Origin of the sequence: Acinetobacter sp. YH12138, from assembly GCF_015218525.1 — a bacterium.
In the GTDB taxonomy this organism is placed as follows: domain Bacteria; phylum Pseudomonadota; class Gammaproteobacteria; order Pseudomonadales; family Moraxellaceae; genus Acinetobacter; species Acinetobacter amyesii.
This window is the reverse complement of sequence record NZ_CP048670.1, coordinates 2,912,489-2,928,647: the sequence shown is the minus strand read 5'-3', so window position 1 is coordinate 2,928,647 and position 16,159 is coordinate 2,912,489. Positions and strand designations below refer to the sequence as shown.

Below are 16,159 nucleotides of genomic sequence, written 5' to 3'. Positions count from 1 at the left end.
GAATAAAAATGAAGAATAGTGTACAAGATTTTATTTTTGGGGATGGCAATACAATGAATCATGTGTTTCGTCAGTTTTCGATGGGGGCTGTTGCAATGGCGATGATGCAAGTTGCCAATGCTCAGGTGAGTGTAACCAATGTGGTACCAATGCAAATTCCAGGTCAAGGGACTGAAATTCGCGTGATGTTTAATGGCTTGCCGCCGCAACCACAAGCTTATCAACTCGATCAACCATCACGACTAGTTTTAGACTTTGATAAAGCACAGCAAAATTTAAAACAAAGTTCAATTCCTGTTGCAACGGCTGAAGCGAGCACTGTGGATGTGAGTTCGGATGCGCAACGTGCGCGCTTAACTGTGAATTTAGCCAATGCTGGCGCTTTTACCACGCGTGTTGAAGGTAATACCTTTATTTTAAAAATCAACTCTGCACAAGCTGCAAATTATGTACAGCCTGTAGCACAACGTCAGCAACAGGGCATCTCAAATATTGGTTTCCACCGTGGTTCTAATGGTGAAGGTCAAGTTGTTGTTGATTTATTGGGTGGAAATACCCCCGTTGATGTTCAACAGCAAGGCAGTAAAGTGGTGATCCGTACTTTAGGCAATAAAGTACCTGCACATTTGACTCGCCGTTTAAATGTCAATGATTTTGCAACACCTGTTGCAACGGTAGATGCACATAATGATGGCGGTAATGGTGTGATTACCATTCAGTCGACGGGCAGCTATGAATATATGGCGTACCAAACTGATAATAAATTAACGGTAAGTTTGAAACGTCCGGAAGATAAGAATCCATTACGTCCTAAAGCTGCCAATCATTATATCGGTAAGAAGATTTCATTAGACTTCCAAGATATTGAAGTACGTCGTGTACTGCAACTTTTGGCTGATTTCACTGAAATCAATATGGTTGCTGCTGATACGGTTCAAGGAAATATTACACTTCGCTTAAAAGATGTGCCTTGGGATCAAGCACTAGATATCATATTGAAAACCAAGAATTTGGACAAACGTCGTAATGGTAATGTGATTTGGATTGCGCCTGTATCTGAGTTGATTAAAGCGGAAGAAGAAGAAGCAAAAGCCTTACGTCAAAGTATGAAGTTGGCACCATTACAGACTGAATATTTAACGTTAAGCTATGCAAAAGCTGCTGAGATAGAGAAGCTGATTACGCAGTCTAAAACTGCGGGTAATAGCGGTTCGTCAAATAATAGTAATAATGCTGATGATGATCGGGGTAATTTGTTAAGTCCACGCGGAACGATTTCTGCAGATACGCGTACAAATACACTGATTATTAATGATACTGCGCAAAACATTGATCAGATTCGTAAGATGGTGGATTTGCTTGATGTATCAGTCAAGCAGGTCATGGTCGAAGCACGTATTGTAAAAGCATCTACTGACTTTACCAAAGAAATGGGTGTGAAATGGGGTCTCTTGTCTCAAGGGATTAACCAAAATGACCATTTATTGGTGGGTGGTAGTGATACTACGCTTTGGGACTTAAAAACGCCGGATGATGATGGGAAATATACGATTCAACGTCCAAGTAACTTAAACGTGGACTTAGGGGTGACTACTGCAGGTGCCAGTCGAATTGCGTTTGGCTTAATTAGTCTTTCTGATTTTATGTTGGATTTAGAGCTTTCTGCTTTACAAGCGGATGGTTATGGTGAAGTCATTTCTACACCAAAAGTACTGACAGCGGATAAACAACCCGCCAAAGTTGCATCAGGTCAAGAAATTCCGTATCAAACCACAACGGGTACAGGTTCAAATGCGACTTCTTCTACCGAGTTTAAAGAAGCTTTATTAAGTTTGGATGTCACGCCTAGCATTACTCCAGATGGTAAAGTGCAAATGAAGCTGAATATCAAGAGCGACTCACCAGCAGGATATGCACAAAATGGTGAAATCATCCTGAATAAAAATGAAATTAATACCGATGTCTTAGTCAACAATGGTGAAACTGTTGTGCTCGGCGGTATTTTTAATCAGGAAACGCAAAGTAAGCAAACTAAAGTACCGTTCTTAGGTGATATTCCTTATGTGGGTCGCTTATTCCGTAAAGATATGAAAAGCGATGCAAAAAATGAGTTGCTGATTTTTGTTACTCCGCGAATTGTTAATGACAGTGTTACCAGAAATCATTAATATATTTTCAATTTAACAAAAGAAATAGGTGACTCCTTGCCAAGCAAAGAGTTTGAAACCCTACCAAATATCTATTTGGTAGGGCCAATGGGGGCAGGAAAAACAACCGTAGGGCGACATTTAGCAGAATTGTTAGGACGTGAATTTCTAGACAGTGATCATGAAATTGAACGTAAAACAGGTGCGACCATTCCTTGGATTTTTGAAAAGGAAGGGGAAAAAGGCTTTAGAAGTCGTGAAACGAATGTCATTGATGAGTTAACTGCAAAGAAACAACTGGTCTTGGCGACTGGCGGTGGTGCTGTGACTCAGCCCCCAAATCGTGAATTTTTAAAACAACGTGGTATTGTTGTTTATCTATATACTCCGGTGGAAATTCAGTTACAACGAACCTACCGCGACAAAAATCGCCCACTTCTTCAAGTGGAAAATCCAGAGCAAAAGCTACGAGATTTATTGGCTGCCCGTGATCCGCTTTATCGTGAAGTCGCGCACTATATTATTGAAACCAATCAAGGTGCTGCGAGAGATCTTGCGCAAAAAATTTTTAATTTAATTGTTTCACAAAATATATCTCGTTAGAAAAGGTTAAATTCATGCAAACCTTACATGTTGAACTCGGTGATCGTCGCTACCCTATTTTTATTGGGAGTGACCTTAATCCACAAACTTTACTTGAGCCTTATATTCAGGGTAAACAAGTGATGATTGTCTCTAATACCACAGTTGCCCCGCTCTATTTAAAACATTATGTAGAAGCAATTGAGGCAGTAGGGAAAACTGTTGCGACATGTATTTTGCCTGATGGTGAAAAGTATAAAAATTTAGACCATTTGAATTTAATTTTTGATGCCTTGCTCGAAGCAGGCTTTAACCGCGATTGTACGGTTTTGGCATTAGGTGGTGGTGTTATTGGAGATATGACCGGTTTTGCCTCTGCATGCTATCAACGCGGTGTGTATTTTATTCAAGTGCCGACGACTTTACTTTCTCAAGTGGATTCAAGTGTTGGTGGCAAAACAGGGATTAACCATCCACTAGGTAAAAACATGATTGGTGCCTTTCAGCAACCCCAAGTGGTCCTTGCGGATATGGCGCAATTAAAAACTTTGCCAGCGCGTGAACTTTCTGCAGGTTTGGCTGAAGTGATCAAATATGCCTTGTTGGGTGATGTTGAATTCTTAGCTTGGCTTGAACAGCATATGGATGCTTTAGTTGCAGGTGATGCAACTTTGTTGGCTGAAGCAGTATATCGTTCATGCGCTCATAAAGCGCGTATTGTGGCCAATGATGAAAAAGAACAAGGTGAGCGTGCGTTATTAAACTTGGGTCATACCTTTGGCCATGCGATTGAATCGTACTTGGGATATGGTGAATGGTTACATGGCGAAGCCGTTGCAACAGGGATGGTGATGGCTGCAGATTTGTCCCATCGTATGGGCTGGATCACAGTTGAAGATTTAGAGCGTACAAAAAAAATCATTTTACGTGCACAATTACCGATAGTTTGCCCTAAAATTCCGCTAGAGGAATTTTTGGCGTATATGTCCCATGATAAAAAAGTATTGAATGGGCAATTACGACTTATTTTACTGAAATCATTAGGTCAGGCCATCATCACCAAAGAGTTTGATGTCGAATTAATGAAACAGGCAATTTTGGCAAATCAGGCAGAGTAGGTACATCATGGCAGCGCGGCAGTCTCAATGGCAAAAAGTTCATCACTACACATGGTTGGTGGGTGGAGCTGTGTGTCTGTTCGCTGCATTGGTTTTCTGGGCGATTACAGATACCAAAGAATTGGTTGAAGTTGAAAAACAAGCGGAAACCGAAGTGGATTTGCAAATTCAGTCAGAGAAAGTGGCAGCAATGTCCCATCTTGGTGCATTAAATGAAGAAGTACGTCCGCTGGATATGACGACCCGTGTGGTTGCTACAGCTCAACATGAGCCAGAATTTCGCGGCACTAAATTTATCAAGGATTCTGCCAAGCTTTATGGTGTTGAATTATTTCGGGTTTCTGAAGAAGATATTTTAAAAAGCTTCTTACGCAAGCAGCCTGAGCGTCACAAATTTATTTATCTACGTCTTTCTGGTGAAGACCATCCTGAGCAATACGTCATTTTAACAGGACCATATTCGTCTCAAAATGATGCGAAAACTGCAATGTCGAGCCTCAATATTGCTTTGCCTGCATCAATTAAACCTAAGGTTGTGGAATTTAAACAATATCAAGCATATGTGAATGACTTAGGCGCGGAAGAAATGTCGTCGAGTCAAAAGTTATATGCTGTTAAATTAAAGTCTGTGCCTTTACCGAAAATTGATGAAGCTCAAATCGCAGCACGAAAAGCAGCGGCTGCAGCGACAGTAACAACTCCAGCTAATGCAACAACAAGTACTACGGTGACTCGCCGTGATACTGAAGGGAATGTGATTGATGTGCAAAAATCACAAAGTAGTGTAGATGCACCACGTCCAAAACCTACACCGGTAGAGCAAGAAGTAACCGATCCATTCAATTAGTTCTAAAATAGCGCAAGATGTCTTAGAAAAAGTCTAAACTGCACAGAAAAAGTGCATAAAATTATAAAAGAACAATTTAAATTATTTGTTATAACCAAAAAATGTTTGTAATCAGCCATCTTAGGAGAAAACGCATCAAGTTGGCATGTAAATTGCTTAATTGGTGCGTAAATTGAACTTTTCTCCCTGTTTTGGCGCGAAAATGATTCGATAAAAGTGCGAAGTCATTAATCCAGTCGTTATCCCTGATCTGAACTGCAAAAGCAGAAAATTTGACTTTTATTCATGCATCTAAGATGAATTCGGTTTATCTTAAGGGTGTGAATAAGAAATAATTTTGCTCGACAGAACAATTCATGTGAGTAAGTTAAGACGAATCGCAACAAGAAATTAGTTTGTTAAGTGCTCGAAAGAGCTGTAAAGAAAAGAAGGGTACGCTATGCACATGCCATCGCCTAATACTGTAGCTCCCGCTCAAGGTTTATACCAACCGGATGAGTTTAAAGATAACTGTGGTTTCGGTTTAATCGCCCATATGCAGGGTGATGCAAGCCATGATCTCGTCAAAACCGCAATGCATAGTTTAAGTTGTATGACCCACCGTGGTGGTATTGCCGCAGATGGTAAAACCGGTGACGGCTGCGGTCTACTCCTTGCTATGCCCAAAGAATTTTTCCGTGAAGAAGCGAAAAAACTCAGTGACATTACATTGAGTGAAATCTTTGCTGTGGGTACGGTATTTCTAAACCTAGACCCTGCATTAGCCGCACATGCAAAACAAATTTTAACCAAAGAAATCGAAGACGAAGGTTGTAAAGTCATCGCTTGGCGTGTTGTGCCAACCAATAACGATGCGTTGGGTTCAATCGCGATGCAGTCATTGCCTGCATTTGAACAAATTATCGTGAATTGCCCAATGGGTGTTTCAGAGGTTGAATTCAACCGTAAGTTGGTGATGGCACGTCGTCGTGCAGAACAACAGCTGACTGCTGACCCATACTTCTATGTAACCACTTTATGCTCAACTGTGATCAGCTATAAAGGTTTGATGATGCCAGCAGCCATTGCTGACTTCTATACCGATCTTGCTGATGAGCGTTTAAAGTCACACATTGTTGTATTTCATCAGCGTTTCTCAACTAATACTTTGCCTCGTTGGCCATTGGCTCAGCCGTTCCGTTACTTAGCACACAATGGTGAGATCAATACCATTACTGCTAACCGTAACTGGGCAATGGCACGTACACCAAAATTTGAAAACCCATTGTTGCCAGGTTTAACTGAGCTAAATCCAATTGTAAACCGTACAGGCTCGGATTCTTCAAGTTTAGATAATATGCTGGAAATCCTTGTCGGCGGCGGTATGGACTTGTTCCGTGCGCTGCGCATGTTGGTTCCACCAGCTTGGCAAAACGTTGAAACTTTAGATGCGGACTTACGTGCATTCTACGAATTCAACTCGAAACATATGGAAGCATGGGATGGTCCAGCAGGTCTGGTAATTCAAGATGGTCGTCATGCGATTTGTATGCTTGACCGTAATGGTTTACGTCCAGCACGTTGGGTAATTACCAAAAATGGTTACATCACATTGGCATCAGAAATTGGTGTTTGGGGTTATGAACCTGAAGACGTTGTATCTAAAGGTCGTGTCGGTCCGGGTCAAATCTTGGTGATCGATACCTTTACCGGCAAAATGCTCGATACTCAAGATGTGAGTAATCACCTCAAACGTATGCGTCCGTACCGTCAGTGGTTACGTGAAAACTCAGTACGTGTGCAAGGTAGTCCAGAGCTAGAAGAATATTTATGTGATCAAGGCTTAAAAGGTGATGACCTGAAAGCTTCACAAAAAATGTTCATGGTGACATTTGAAGAACGTGACCAATTGCTTCGTCCAATCGCTGAAAGTGGTCAGGAAGCCGTGGGCTCAATGGGTGATGATACGCCAATGGCAGTATTGTCTCGTCAGGTGCGCCATGTGTCTGACTACTTCCGTCAGCAGTTCGCTCAGGTTACGAATCCGCCAATCGATCCATTACGTGAATCGATCGTAATGTCGTTAGAGACATGCCTCGGCCGTGAACAAAATGTATTTGAACAAGGTCCAGAGCATGCAGATCGTCTGATCATTTCAAGCCCAGTACTATCAAATTCGAAAATGCATCAAATCCGTACCCTTGGTCGTAAAGGTTACGAGATTGCAGATATCGACCTGAACTATGCAGAAGATGAAGGCTTAGAAGCTGCTATCGCGCGTATTTGTGAAGAATCTGCACAAGCGATTCGCGATGGAAAAACATTACTTGTATTGTCTGATAAGAAAATCCGTCAAGGTTTTTTACCTGCAAATGCATTGATGGCAACTGGTGCGGTTCACCACTATTTAATCAATGTGGGTCTGCGTACAGATGCCAACATCATTGTCGAAACTGGTTTGGCGCGTGATGCGCATCAGTTTGCGGTGATTCTTGGTTTCGGTGCGACTGCGATTTATCCGTACCTAGCTTATGACGTGATCAATGACTTGATCGCGAAAGGCGAGTTGTTGGGTGACCCAATCCATGCGCAAGCGAACTTCCGTAAAGGCATTGAGAAAGGCTTATTAAAAGTCCTTTCTAAGATGGGTATTTCTACTGTTGCCTCTTACCGTGGCGGTCAGTTGTTTGAAGCGGTCGGCCTCTCTGATGAAGTGGTTGCAAAATGCTTTACTGACGTACCGAGCCGTATTAAAGGCGCAACATTCTCTGATCTAGAAAATGACTTGAAAAAATTGGCAGATTTGGCGTGGAAATCACGTAAGCCAATCGATCAAGGCGGTATGCTGAAATTTGTATTCGGTAAGGAATATCACGCATTTAACCCAGATGTGATCAATGCGCTGCATAAATCTGTGCGTTCTGGTAATTATGCGGACTTTAAAGAATACGCAGAGCTAGTGAATAACCGTCCAATCGCGACGATTCGTGACTTATTCAAACTTAAAACTGATAATTCAATTGCGCTTGATCAAGTTGAATCCGTAGAAGAAATTCTGCCGCGTTTTGACTCGGCTGGGATGTCTTTAGGTGCATTATCACCTGAAGCGCACGAAGCTATTGCAATCGCTATGAATACCATTGGTGGTCGTTCAAACTCTGGTGAGGGCGGTGAAGACCCTGCGCGTTACGGTACCATTCGTAACTCGAAAATCAAACAAATTGCATCTGGCCGTTTTGGTGTGACCCCTGCATATCTAACTTCTGCAGAAGTCCTTCAAATTAAAGTGGCACAAGGTGCAAAACCAGGTGAAGGTGGTCAGTTGCCGGGCGGTAAAGTGAATGGCTTAATTGCACGTTTACGTTACTCAGTACCGGGTGTGACATTAATTTCTCCGCCACCGCATCACGACATCTACTCAATCGAAGATTTATCACAGTTAATTTTCGATTTAAAACAGGTTAACCCACAGGCGATGGTGTCAGTTAAGCTGGTTTCTGAGCCAGGTGTTGGTACGATTGCGGCAGGTGTAGCGAAAGCTTACGCAGACTTCATTACCATTTCTGGTTATGACGGTGGTACAGCGGCTTCTCCACTTTCTTCAATTCACCATGCAGGTTCTCCATGGGAGCTTGGTCTATCTGAGGCGCATCAGGCGCTTCGTGTGAATGACCTGCGTGGTAAAGTCCGTGTACAAACTGATGGCGGCTTGAAAACGGGTCTAGATGTTGTGAAAGCTGCGATTCTAGGAGCTGAAAGTTTTGGTTTCGGTTCTACACCGATGATCGCATTGGGTTGTAAATACCTACGTATTTGCCATTTAAACAACTGTGCGACCGGTGTTGCAACACAACAAGATCATTTACGTCAGGAACACTATATCGGTGAGCCTGAAATGCTGATCAACTTCTTCCACTTTATTGCGGAAGAAACACGTGAATGGTTAGCAGCGCTAGGCGTTGCAAGTCTGAAAGATTTGATTGGCCGTACAGATTTACTGGAAATGCTTCCAGGTGAAACTGAAAAACATGCACACCTTGATTTGAGCGCATTACTCCAATCGCATCCTGCGGCTGAAGGCAAAGCACAGTACTGTGAAGTACAAGGTAATGCACCATTCGATAAAGGTTTATTGGCTGAGAAAATGGTAGCTGAAATGCTGCCAGCGATTGAAGCAGGCACAGGCGGTGAATATGGTTTTACTATTGGTAACTGTGACCGTTCAATTGGCGCGCGTATTTCGGGTGAGATTGCAAAACGTTATGGCAACCTCAGCATGGAAGCGCATCCTGTTAGAGTTAAATTAACAGGGACTGCAGGTCAGTCATTGGGTGTTTGGAACGCAGGTGGGTTACATATCAGCCTAGAAGGCGATGCGAATGACTACGTGGGTAAAGGTATGGCTGGTGGTCGTATCTCGATCTTCCCACCGAAAGGTTCACCGTTCCAAACGCAAAATACTGCGATTATTGGTAACACCTGTTTGTATGGTGCAACAGGCGGTAAATTGTTTGCTGCAGGTACAGCAGGCGAGCGTTTTGCTGTGCGTAACTCAGGTGCGTTTGCCGTGATTGAAGGCGCAGGCGACCACTGCTGTGAATACATGACGGGTGGTATCGTGACTGTATTGGGTAAAGTGGGTCATAACTTTGGTGCGGGTATGACAGGCGGTTTCGCTTATGTGCTCGACCTCGACAATGACTTTGTTGACCATTACAACCACGAATTAATTGAATTGAACCGTATCTCTACAGAATCGATGGAAGAACACAAAGAGTTCTTGTGCCGTATCTTAGATGAACATATTAAAGAAACAGGTAGTGCTTGGGCGTATAAGATCCGCAACGAGTTTGACTTCTATAGCCGCAAATTCTGGCTTGTGAAACCAAAAGCTGCTAATTTGCAGACTTTGTTGAAAACAACTCAAGCTGATCCACAATAATTCCACTACTGCAGATTTGATAGGCAGGTGTAAGTCCAAACATGCTTACACCTACCCACGGAGAGAGACATGGCAGAGCGCCTAAATAATGACTTTCAGTTCCTGGATGTAGCACGCCAAGATCCAGAGAAAAAAGATCTAGTTGTCCGCAAAGCAGAATTTGTGGAAATCTATAAACCGTTTACAGCTGAAGTTGCAAAAAACCAAACACACCGCTGCTTAGGTTGCGGTAACCCGTATTGTGAATGGAAATGTCCAGTACATAACTACATTCCAAACTGGTTAAAACTGATTGCAGAAGGTCGCATTTTCCAAGCGGCAGAATTGTGTCATCAAACCAACACCTTGCCTGAAGTTTGTGGTCGTGTGTGCCCGCAAGACCGTTTATGTGAAGGCGCGTGTACGCTAAATGACGGCTTTGGTGCAGTCACCATTGGAAATGCTGAAAAATATATTAACGATACGGCTTTTGCATTGGGCTGGCGTCCAGATATGTCACACGTTAAGTGGACAGACAAGAAAGTTGCGATTATTGGTGCAGGTCCTGCTGGCCTTGGCTGTGCAGATATTCTTGTACGTAATGGTGTGAAGCCAGTTGTATTCGACAAACGCCCTGAAATTGGTGGTTTGCTGACATTTGGTATTCCAGAATTCAAAATGGAAAAAGATGTGATGAAACGTCGCCGTGAGATTTTCTCTGGCATGGGAGTTGAATTCCGTCTAAATACTGAAATTGGTACAGATGTGACGATTGATCAGCTTTTGGCTGATTACGACGCTGTATTCATGGGTATGGGAACCTATACTTACATGAAGGGTGGTTTTGCGGGTGAAGATCTTGTTGGTGTTCATGATGCACTGGATTTCTTGATTGCCAATGTCAACCGTACGCAAGGATGGGAAAAAGATCCATCTGAATACATCAGCATGGAAGGCAAAAAAGTGATTGTTCTGGGTGGTGGTGATACCGCGATGGACTGTAACCGTACCTCGATCCGTCAAGGTGCCGAATCCGTTGTCTGTGCCTACCGTCGTGATGAAGAAAACATGCCGGGTTCACGTCGTGAAGTGAAAAATGCGCGTGAAGAAGGTGTGGATTTCCAATTTAATCGCCAGCCAATTGAAATTGTGGGTGAAAATGGCAAAGTGACAGGTGTTAAAGTTGTGACTACACAGCTAGGTGCACCTGATAGTCGCGGTCGTCGTAGCCCTGAGCCAGTTCCGGGTTCAGAAGAAATTTTACCAGCAGATGCAGTATTGCTTGCCTTCGGTTTCCGTACCAGCCCTGCAGATTGGTTTACTACATCAAACATCAGTATGGATGGTTCAGGCCGTGTCATTGCTGCTGAACAGCAAGAATTTAAGTTCCAAACATCGAATCCGAAAATTTTCGCCGGTGGTGATATGGTACGTGGATCTGACCTTGTGGTAACCGCAATCTGGGAAGGTCGCCAAGCTGCAGAAGGTATTCTTGACTACTTAGATGTTTAAGTCATGACACGCCCAGTGCTTACACTGGATTCATTCAAAAAACCCGCTTCGGCGGGTTTTTTATTTTTTGGAATTTACCTCAAATGACAAGTGAATGGATTTTGCAGATAAATACACTGCAAAGTTGTCAGACAGCGCTTTAGAATGGTGAATTATGCAAGTGTGCTAGCACATTTTGCCATGTGTGAAAGTACATCGGAATTACATACTGCGATCATGATCTAAATCTTAGGAAGCGACCATGACGCAAGTGACGACACAAAAAACATATCTGAATCGTCCTAAAGCCATTGGCATTACGGTACGTCGAGCACAATTCAATCCTAAAGCGATTCGTCGGCATTATTTTGCCAACTCACCGGTGATGTCGCATTTGTTGACGGCATTGTCATCGACCTTTCCCATTGGTGAGCAATTCTTTGTGCATAGCGTGCGTAATGTACGCGATAAAGTCAGTGATGAAAAATTGCAAGCTGAGATCGCGGCATTCATTGGGCAAGAAGCGATGCACTCCAAAGCCCACGCTGAATTTAACGATGCTTGGCGCAGTGAAACCTATAATTTAGATCGTTTCCAGGCATGGCTGGCACGTAAAGACAGCTATGTAAAAAACTTACATCCAAAAATACAGTTGGCAATTACCTGTGCATTTGAACATTTTACCGCGTTGCTTGGTGGCTATATTTTAAGACATCCTGAAGTACTGAGTACTTTAGATGATGATGCAGTGAAACTTTGGGTTTGGCATGCGATTGAAGAAATTGAGCATCGCGCAGTGGCATTTGATGTATATCAACATGTGTATGGTGATGACAAAATACGCCGCATGATTATGCGCAGTGTGACCACGGGTTTTGCAAGTCTTACGTTTTATTCTACAACGAAGCTATTTATGCAGGATAAGAAAAAAAGTTTGCCGAAGGTTGGTGGAAATATATTCGGGGCGTATTTATTGGCAAAAATGTTTATTCAATTGACGCCAGAATATTTGTCATATTACAAAGCAGAATTCCATCCGAGCGAAATTGATTACAGTCAGATCGTGAAATATTGGAAAGAACGCCTTGCTGATGAATATCAAATGGAAAGTTTTCAGACTGAAATTACACCGCAATTGTATAATTAATTCAAAATGTTAAAAAAGCCCGAGTTGTGGGCTTTTTTTAATGCTAAATATTTTTCGAGTAGATCAGTTTAATCACAAAGAAAATACATAATTCATTCGAAAAATAAGGTTAGAATGAATTTATTTAAACAATTACAAATAAATACTTGAGGTTAAGGGTTATGAATTCAATGAAAAAAAGCATGCTCGCAATCGCATTAGTCAGTACGTTGACCCTCAGTGGTTGTGGCTATAACACATTACAAGTCAAAGACGAGGCCGTTACAGCAGCATGGTCTGAGGTGCAAAACCAATATCAACGTCGTGCAGATTTGGTACCTAACCTTGTCAATGTGGTGAAAGGCTACGCGAAACATGAGGAACAAGTGTTGACCGAAGTGACTCAAGCACGTGCCAATGTTGCGGGCTTAAAAGTGGATAAGGAAGTTTTGGAAGATCCAGCACTGTTCCAAAAATATCAAGAAGCGCAAGCGCAGATGACCAGCGCACTTTCACGTTTAATTGCTGTTTCGGAAAATTATCCAGACTTAAAAGCCAATGAGCAATTTCGTGACTTACAGGTTCAGTTAGAAGGCACTGAAAACCGGATCGCTGTCGCACGTAATCGCTACATTACTACGGTACAAGACTTTAACGGCTATGCACGCCAGTTCCCGCAAGTGATGACAGCTAAAGTCATCGGCATGGATACTAAGCCTAACTTTAGCGCAGAGCAAAGTGCACAAACTGCACCGAAAGTTGATTTTAATTAATTGGCATCACTGCATTGTGAGGTGGGCTGATGGTGGATTTTGAGCTAAAATATACAGGTTTGTTGTGGTTGCAGCGCATGGTTTTAGCATGCTTATTGTGTGTGGTGGGTTTCACACATGCAGAAACTGCCACCGCTACAGATGTAGATGCTGAAACAGTTGTTGTCGGTAAAATATTAAAAGATCAGCAGTCAGCTACGCAAAAAGAAACAACAGCACAGCCTGAAATCAAAATTCAGCAGCCGAATATCGCCAATGATATGGCAGATGGCGAGTCGATTCGTGGCTTGCCGACGCTAAATGAACCGGTAGTTGATCAGGCAAATTTACTTTCGGCTGCTGAAAAGCAAGCCATTAGTCAGAAAATTCTACAGTTGCACGAACAAGGCAAGGCACAAGTTGGTATCGTGATTGTACCAACCACAGGTCAAGAAGATATTTTTGATTACGCCATGCGTGTTGCAGAAAAATGGCAACTCGGTTCAGCAAAACGTGACAACGGGATATTGATGGCGATTGCTGTGAATGATCACAGAATTCAAATCCTGACGGGTTATGGGCTGGAAGGAATCATGCCTGATATCATCGTTAGTCGCATTATTCGTAATCAAATCACTCCGTATTTTAAACAAGCACAGTATGCTCAAGGCATTGATGCTGGCTTAACGGAAATAACACGTATTTTAAATCAAGACCCTGAAGTTGCCGCTCAAGCAGCCCAAGAGCTGAAAGAACGTCAGGAACAAGCCTTACACGAGCAGCAAGCCAAAGAGAAAACGTTTACAACGGTTCTCATCATTTTGGTGATTGGTATTTTTGCATCATTTATAGTGGGTAAGCGCTTAAGTGCGTCAACTGCTGCTGTTGCAGGTACCGTTGCGGGTTTGGTCAATGGTGCAGGTCTACTCACCAGTCTGTTGATGGGTGGAGCAATTTTCTTTTTACTGATTACGGCTATTGCTCAAACCATTTTTCAAATGTTTTTTGCTGGTGGTGGGGGCGGTGGAGGCCGTAGCGGAGGTGGTGGCTTTGGTGGCGGCGGCTATAGCGGAGGCGGTGGTGGCTTTGGCGGTGGGGGAGCATCAGGTTCATGGTAACGAAAACAGAAACAACAGAAATTGTCACCTGTCCTAAAACACAGGAAATACAGCAACCAAGTTTTAAACGCTGGTTGAAGCACTTCTTTTATATGCCTGCAGCAAACCGGTTTTTTAATAAGCAAGATCAGCAGGCCATTGCGCAAGCGGTGACAAAAGCTGAGCATGGCCATGTGGGAGAAATACAGGTGGTGATCGAAGGGCATATTCCTTCGAACCAAGCCTATTATCAAAATACCCGTGCACGTGCTGAACAGCTCTTTGCTGAACTGGGTGTGTGGGATACAGAATTTAATAGTGGTGTTTTGCTTTATTTAAACTTATGTGAACGTCAGGTTGAAATTGTCATTGATCGTGGGATGAGGCAGGCGACAGATGCTCAAGTGTGGCAGGCTATTTGCGCGCGAATTATCCAACACATGCAAAATAAACAATACCGAATAGCTTTGACGGCAGGCGTAAAAGAGATTGGTGAAGTGATGGATCACTTTTATGATGGAAAGTCTGTAGATAGAACGAATGAAATTGCAAATGCGCCCATTATTTTGCGCTAAAAAACGGTGATAAAGTGACACAAATCGTCACTTTTAAACACAAAAAGAGACGTAATGATTACAAAAAATAAAAATATTTTTTTAAAGTGCTGTTTTTTCTGTCATTTTCACTATAATAAATCTTGGCACGCTCTGTGCTATTTATAAAACAAGCTACATAGCTTTATTAAATAATTAAATTAAAAAACATTTGTGGAGAATGTTATGAAATCAGTTCAAAAGGGTTTTACCCTTATCGATACTCCATAAGTGTCCATATAAAATGAACAATCCATAAGTAAGTCAATATGGACATAAAAATAATAAATTTGATATGAAGAATCACTATTATCTTTTTCTACTTTTTTCAATCTCCGTTTTTACTCATGCTCAAGAACTAGACTTCATTCAATATTCAGATATTTCATCAATTCCTCAAATTGTTTTGAATCCAAAAATCCAAACAGGACTTCAAACATTGTTAAAGCATGATTATCTAAAATTTCAATCTAATTTTGACAATTACTCAGCGCCATATTTACTGAAAACAGATGAGGCGCTGTATTATGAAGGTCGGTCTGTAAGCAGTTTAGATGCTTCATCCGCGATTGTGTTTAAAGATGGGCGATTGTTTGCTGCAATATATTTTTCCAATACCAAGACTTTAAAATACTTTAGCAACGATGCCAGTTGCTCAGAACAGTTACATCCTGCGATTCAAGTTTTTGCTCAGCAGCGTGAAATTCAAGGTATTGAATATGCAACAGCTCGAGCCAATACCGCTTTAAAATATAATTTTGGCCCCGCTTCAAAATGTGAAACCTATTTTAAAAAGATAGGAAGATAGCTGTGTTAGCGGCAGTGTAAAAATGCCCCCCCTTGGTTAATATAGTGGTCGATTTATTGTTCGTGTTCCATCATTGTTCATCAAAAACTTGCCTTGGAAGCAGCATGGCGTGGTGTAAGTATGAATCATCAGGTGTCGGCAAAATTAGCTTATGTGACTATTTCTGGTCGTCTAACAAGTAAGAATAACCGGTATGCTACGAACAGGAATAGGTGATTGTTTTATCTAGAAATTTGTATGATATTGTTAGATTTAAGGCTTGATCAGTAAAATTAGAGCTTGAGGTGATGCTATGACGTTATTGGAACAGCAGGTAGTACCAGCAGCTGTATTGGGAAAGTCAGTACTTAGGGCTGCTAAACTACTTTCCCTTAGTCAGTCTCAGCTCGCAATAGTGCTAGATATGGATGTTGAGGCAATCACTCAATTGCAAAACCAACCTGAATTAGATCCAAATTCTAAACAGGGGAAATTAGCACTGTTGCTGATTCGTCTATACCAGGCTTTACATGCTTTGACAGGTGGTGATCAGGCTGCGATGAAGATTTTTTTAACGTCCGAAAATAGAGTCACTAGCGGTATCCCAATTCATCAAATAGAAACGATGAGTGGCTTGATTTCTGTTCTTAATTTTGTTGAAGCCCTTGAGTGACAATATACTCCTATGGACTAACTTACAATCAACTTTCACAAATTAT

General features: G+C 42.1%; 12 protein-coding genes. All 12 read left to right on the top strand.

From position 1 onward, the window contains the following. Positions 1 to 53: 53 nt before the first annotated feature. Positions 54 to 2,168 carry a type IV pilus secretin PilQ gene (gene pilQ / locus G0029_RS14240; RefSeq protein WP_180106974.1) on the top strand — a complete coding sequence of 705 codons (2,115 nt, stop codon included), beginning with the start codon at positions 54 to 56 and terminating at the stop codon, positions 2,166 to 2,168. Positions 2,169 to 2,204: 36 nt separating this feature from the next. After that, on the top strand, positions 2,205 to 2,750 hold the full coding sequence (gene aroK, locus G0029_RS14235; protein ID WP_078189378.1) for a shikimate kinase AroK: 546 nt from the start codon (positions 2,205 to 2,207) through the stop codon (positions 2,748 to 2,750). Between the two features lie 14 nt (positions 2,751 to 2,764). Further along, the gene (gene aroB, locus G0029_RS14230; RefSeq protein ID WP_180106823.1) at positions 2,765 to 3,847 is read left to right on the top strand and encodes a 3-dehydroquinate synthase; all 1,083 of its coding nucleotides are present in this window, start codon (positions 2,765 to 2,767) and stop codon (positions 3,845 to 3,847) included. A gap of 7 nt (positions 3,848 to 3,854) precedes the next feature. Beyond that, positions 3,855 to 4,694 (top strand): hypothetical protein, encoded by an 840-nt coding sequence (locus G0029_RS14225; RefSeq protein WP_180109848.1) that lies wholly within the window; start codon positions 3,855 to 3,857, stop codon positions 4,692 to 4,694. Between the two features lie 445 nt (positions 4,695 to 5,139). Beyond that, the gene (gene gltB / locus G0029_RS14220) at positions 5,140 to 9,615 is read left to right on the top strand and encodes a glutamate synthase large subunit (protein WP_180106976.1); all 4,476 of its coding nucleotides are present in this window, start codon (positions 5,140 to 5,142) and stop codon (positions 9,613 to 9,615) included. Positions 9,616 to 9,684: 69 nt separating this feature from the next. Continuing rightward, on the top strand, positions 9,685 to 11,106 hold the full coding sequence (locus G0029_RS14215) for an FAD-dependent oxidoreductase (RefSeq protein ID WP_078189374.1): 1,422 nt from the start codon (positions 9,685 to 9,687) through the stop codon (positions 11,104 to 11,106). Between the two features lie 241 nt (positions 11,107 to 11,347). Further along, entirely contained in the window at positions 11,348 to 12,232 is an 885-nt protein-coding gene (locus tag G0029_RS14210) for a metal-dependent hydrolase (RefSeq protein ID WP_180106827.1), read from the top strand. Positions 12,233 to 12,393: 161 nt separating this feature from the next. Beyond that, positions 12,394 to 12,984 (top strand): LemA family protein, encoded by a 591-nt coding sequence (locus G0029_RS14205; protein ID WP_078189372.1) that lies wholly within the window; start codon positions 12,394 to 12,396, stop codon positions 12,982 to 12,984. Positions 12,985 to 13,013: 29 nt separating this feature from the next. After that, positions 13,014 to 14,081, top strand: coding sequence for a TPM domain-containing protein (locus tag G0029_RS18450; protein WP_180106829.1), 1,068 nt, complete (start codon positions 13,014 to 13,016; stop codon positions 14,079 to 14,081). After that, entirely contained in the window at positions 14,075 to 14,635 is a 561-nt protein-coding gene (locus G0029_RS14195; RefSeq protein WP_180106830.1) for a TPM domain-containing protein, read from the top strand. The genes G0029_RS18450 and G0029_RS14195 overlap by 7 nt, the downstream gene beginning before the upstream one ends. A gap of 313 nt (positions 14,636 to 14,948) precedes the next feature. Continuing rightward, complete coding sequence (locus G0029_RS14190) at positions 14,949 to 15,461, top strand: hypothetical protein (RefSeq protein ID WP_180047488.1); 513 nt, start codon at positions 14,949 to 14,951, stop codon at positions 15,459 to 15,461. Between the two features lie 292 nt (positions 15,462 to 15,753). Then, positions 15,754 to 16,113, top strand: a complete 360-nt coding sequence (locus G0029_RS14185; RefSeq protein ID WP_005018086.1) for an antitoxin Xre/MbcA/ParS toxin-binding domain-containing protein — start codon at positions 15,754 to 15,756, stop codon at positions 16,111 to 16,113. Positions 16,114 to 16,159 lie beyond the last annotated feature (46 nt).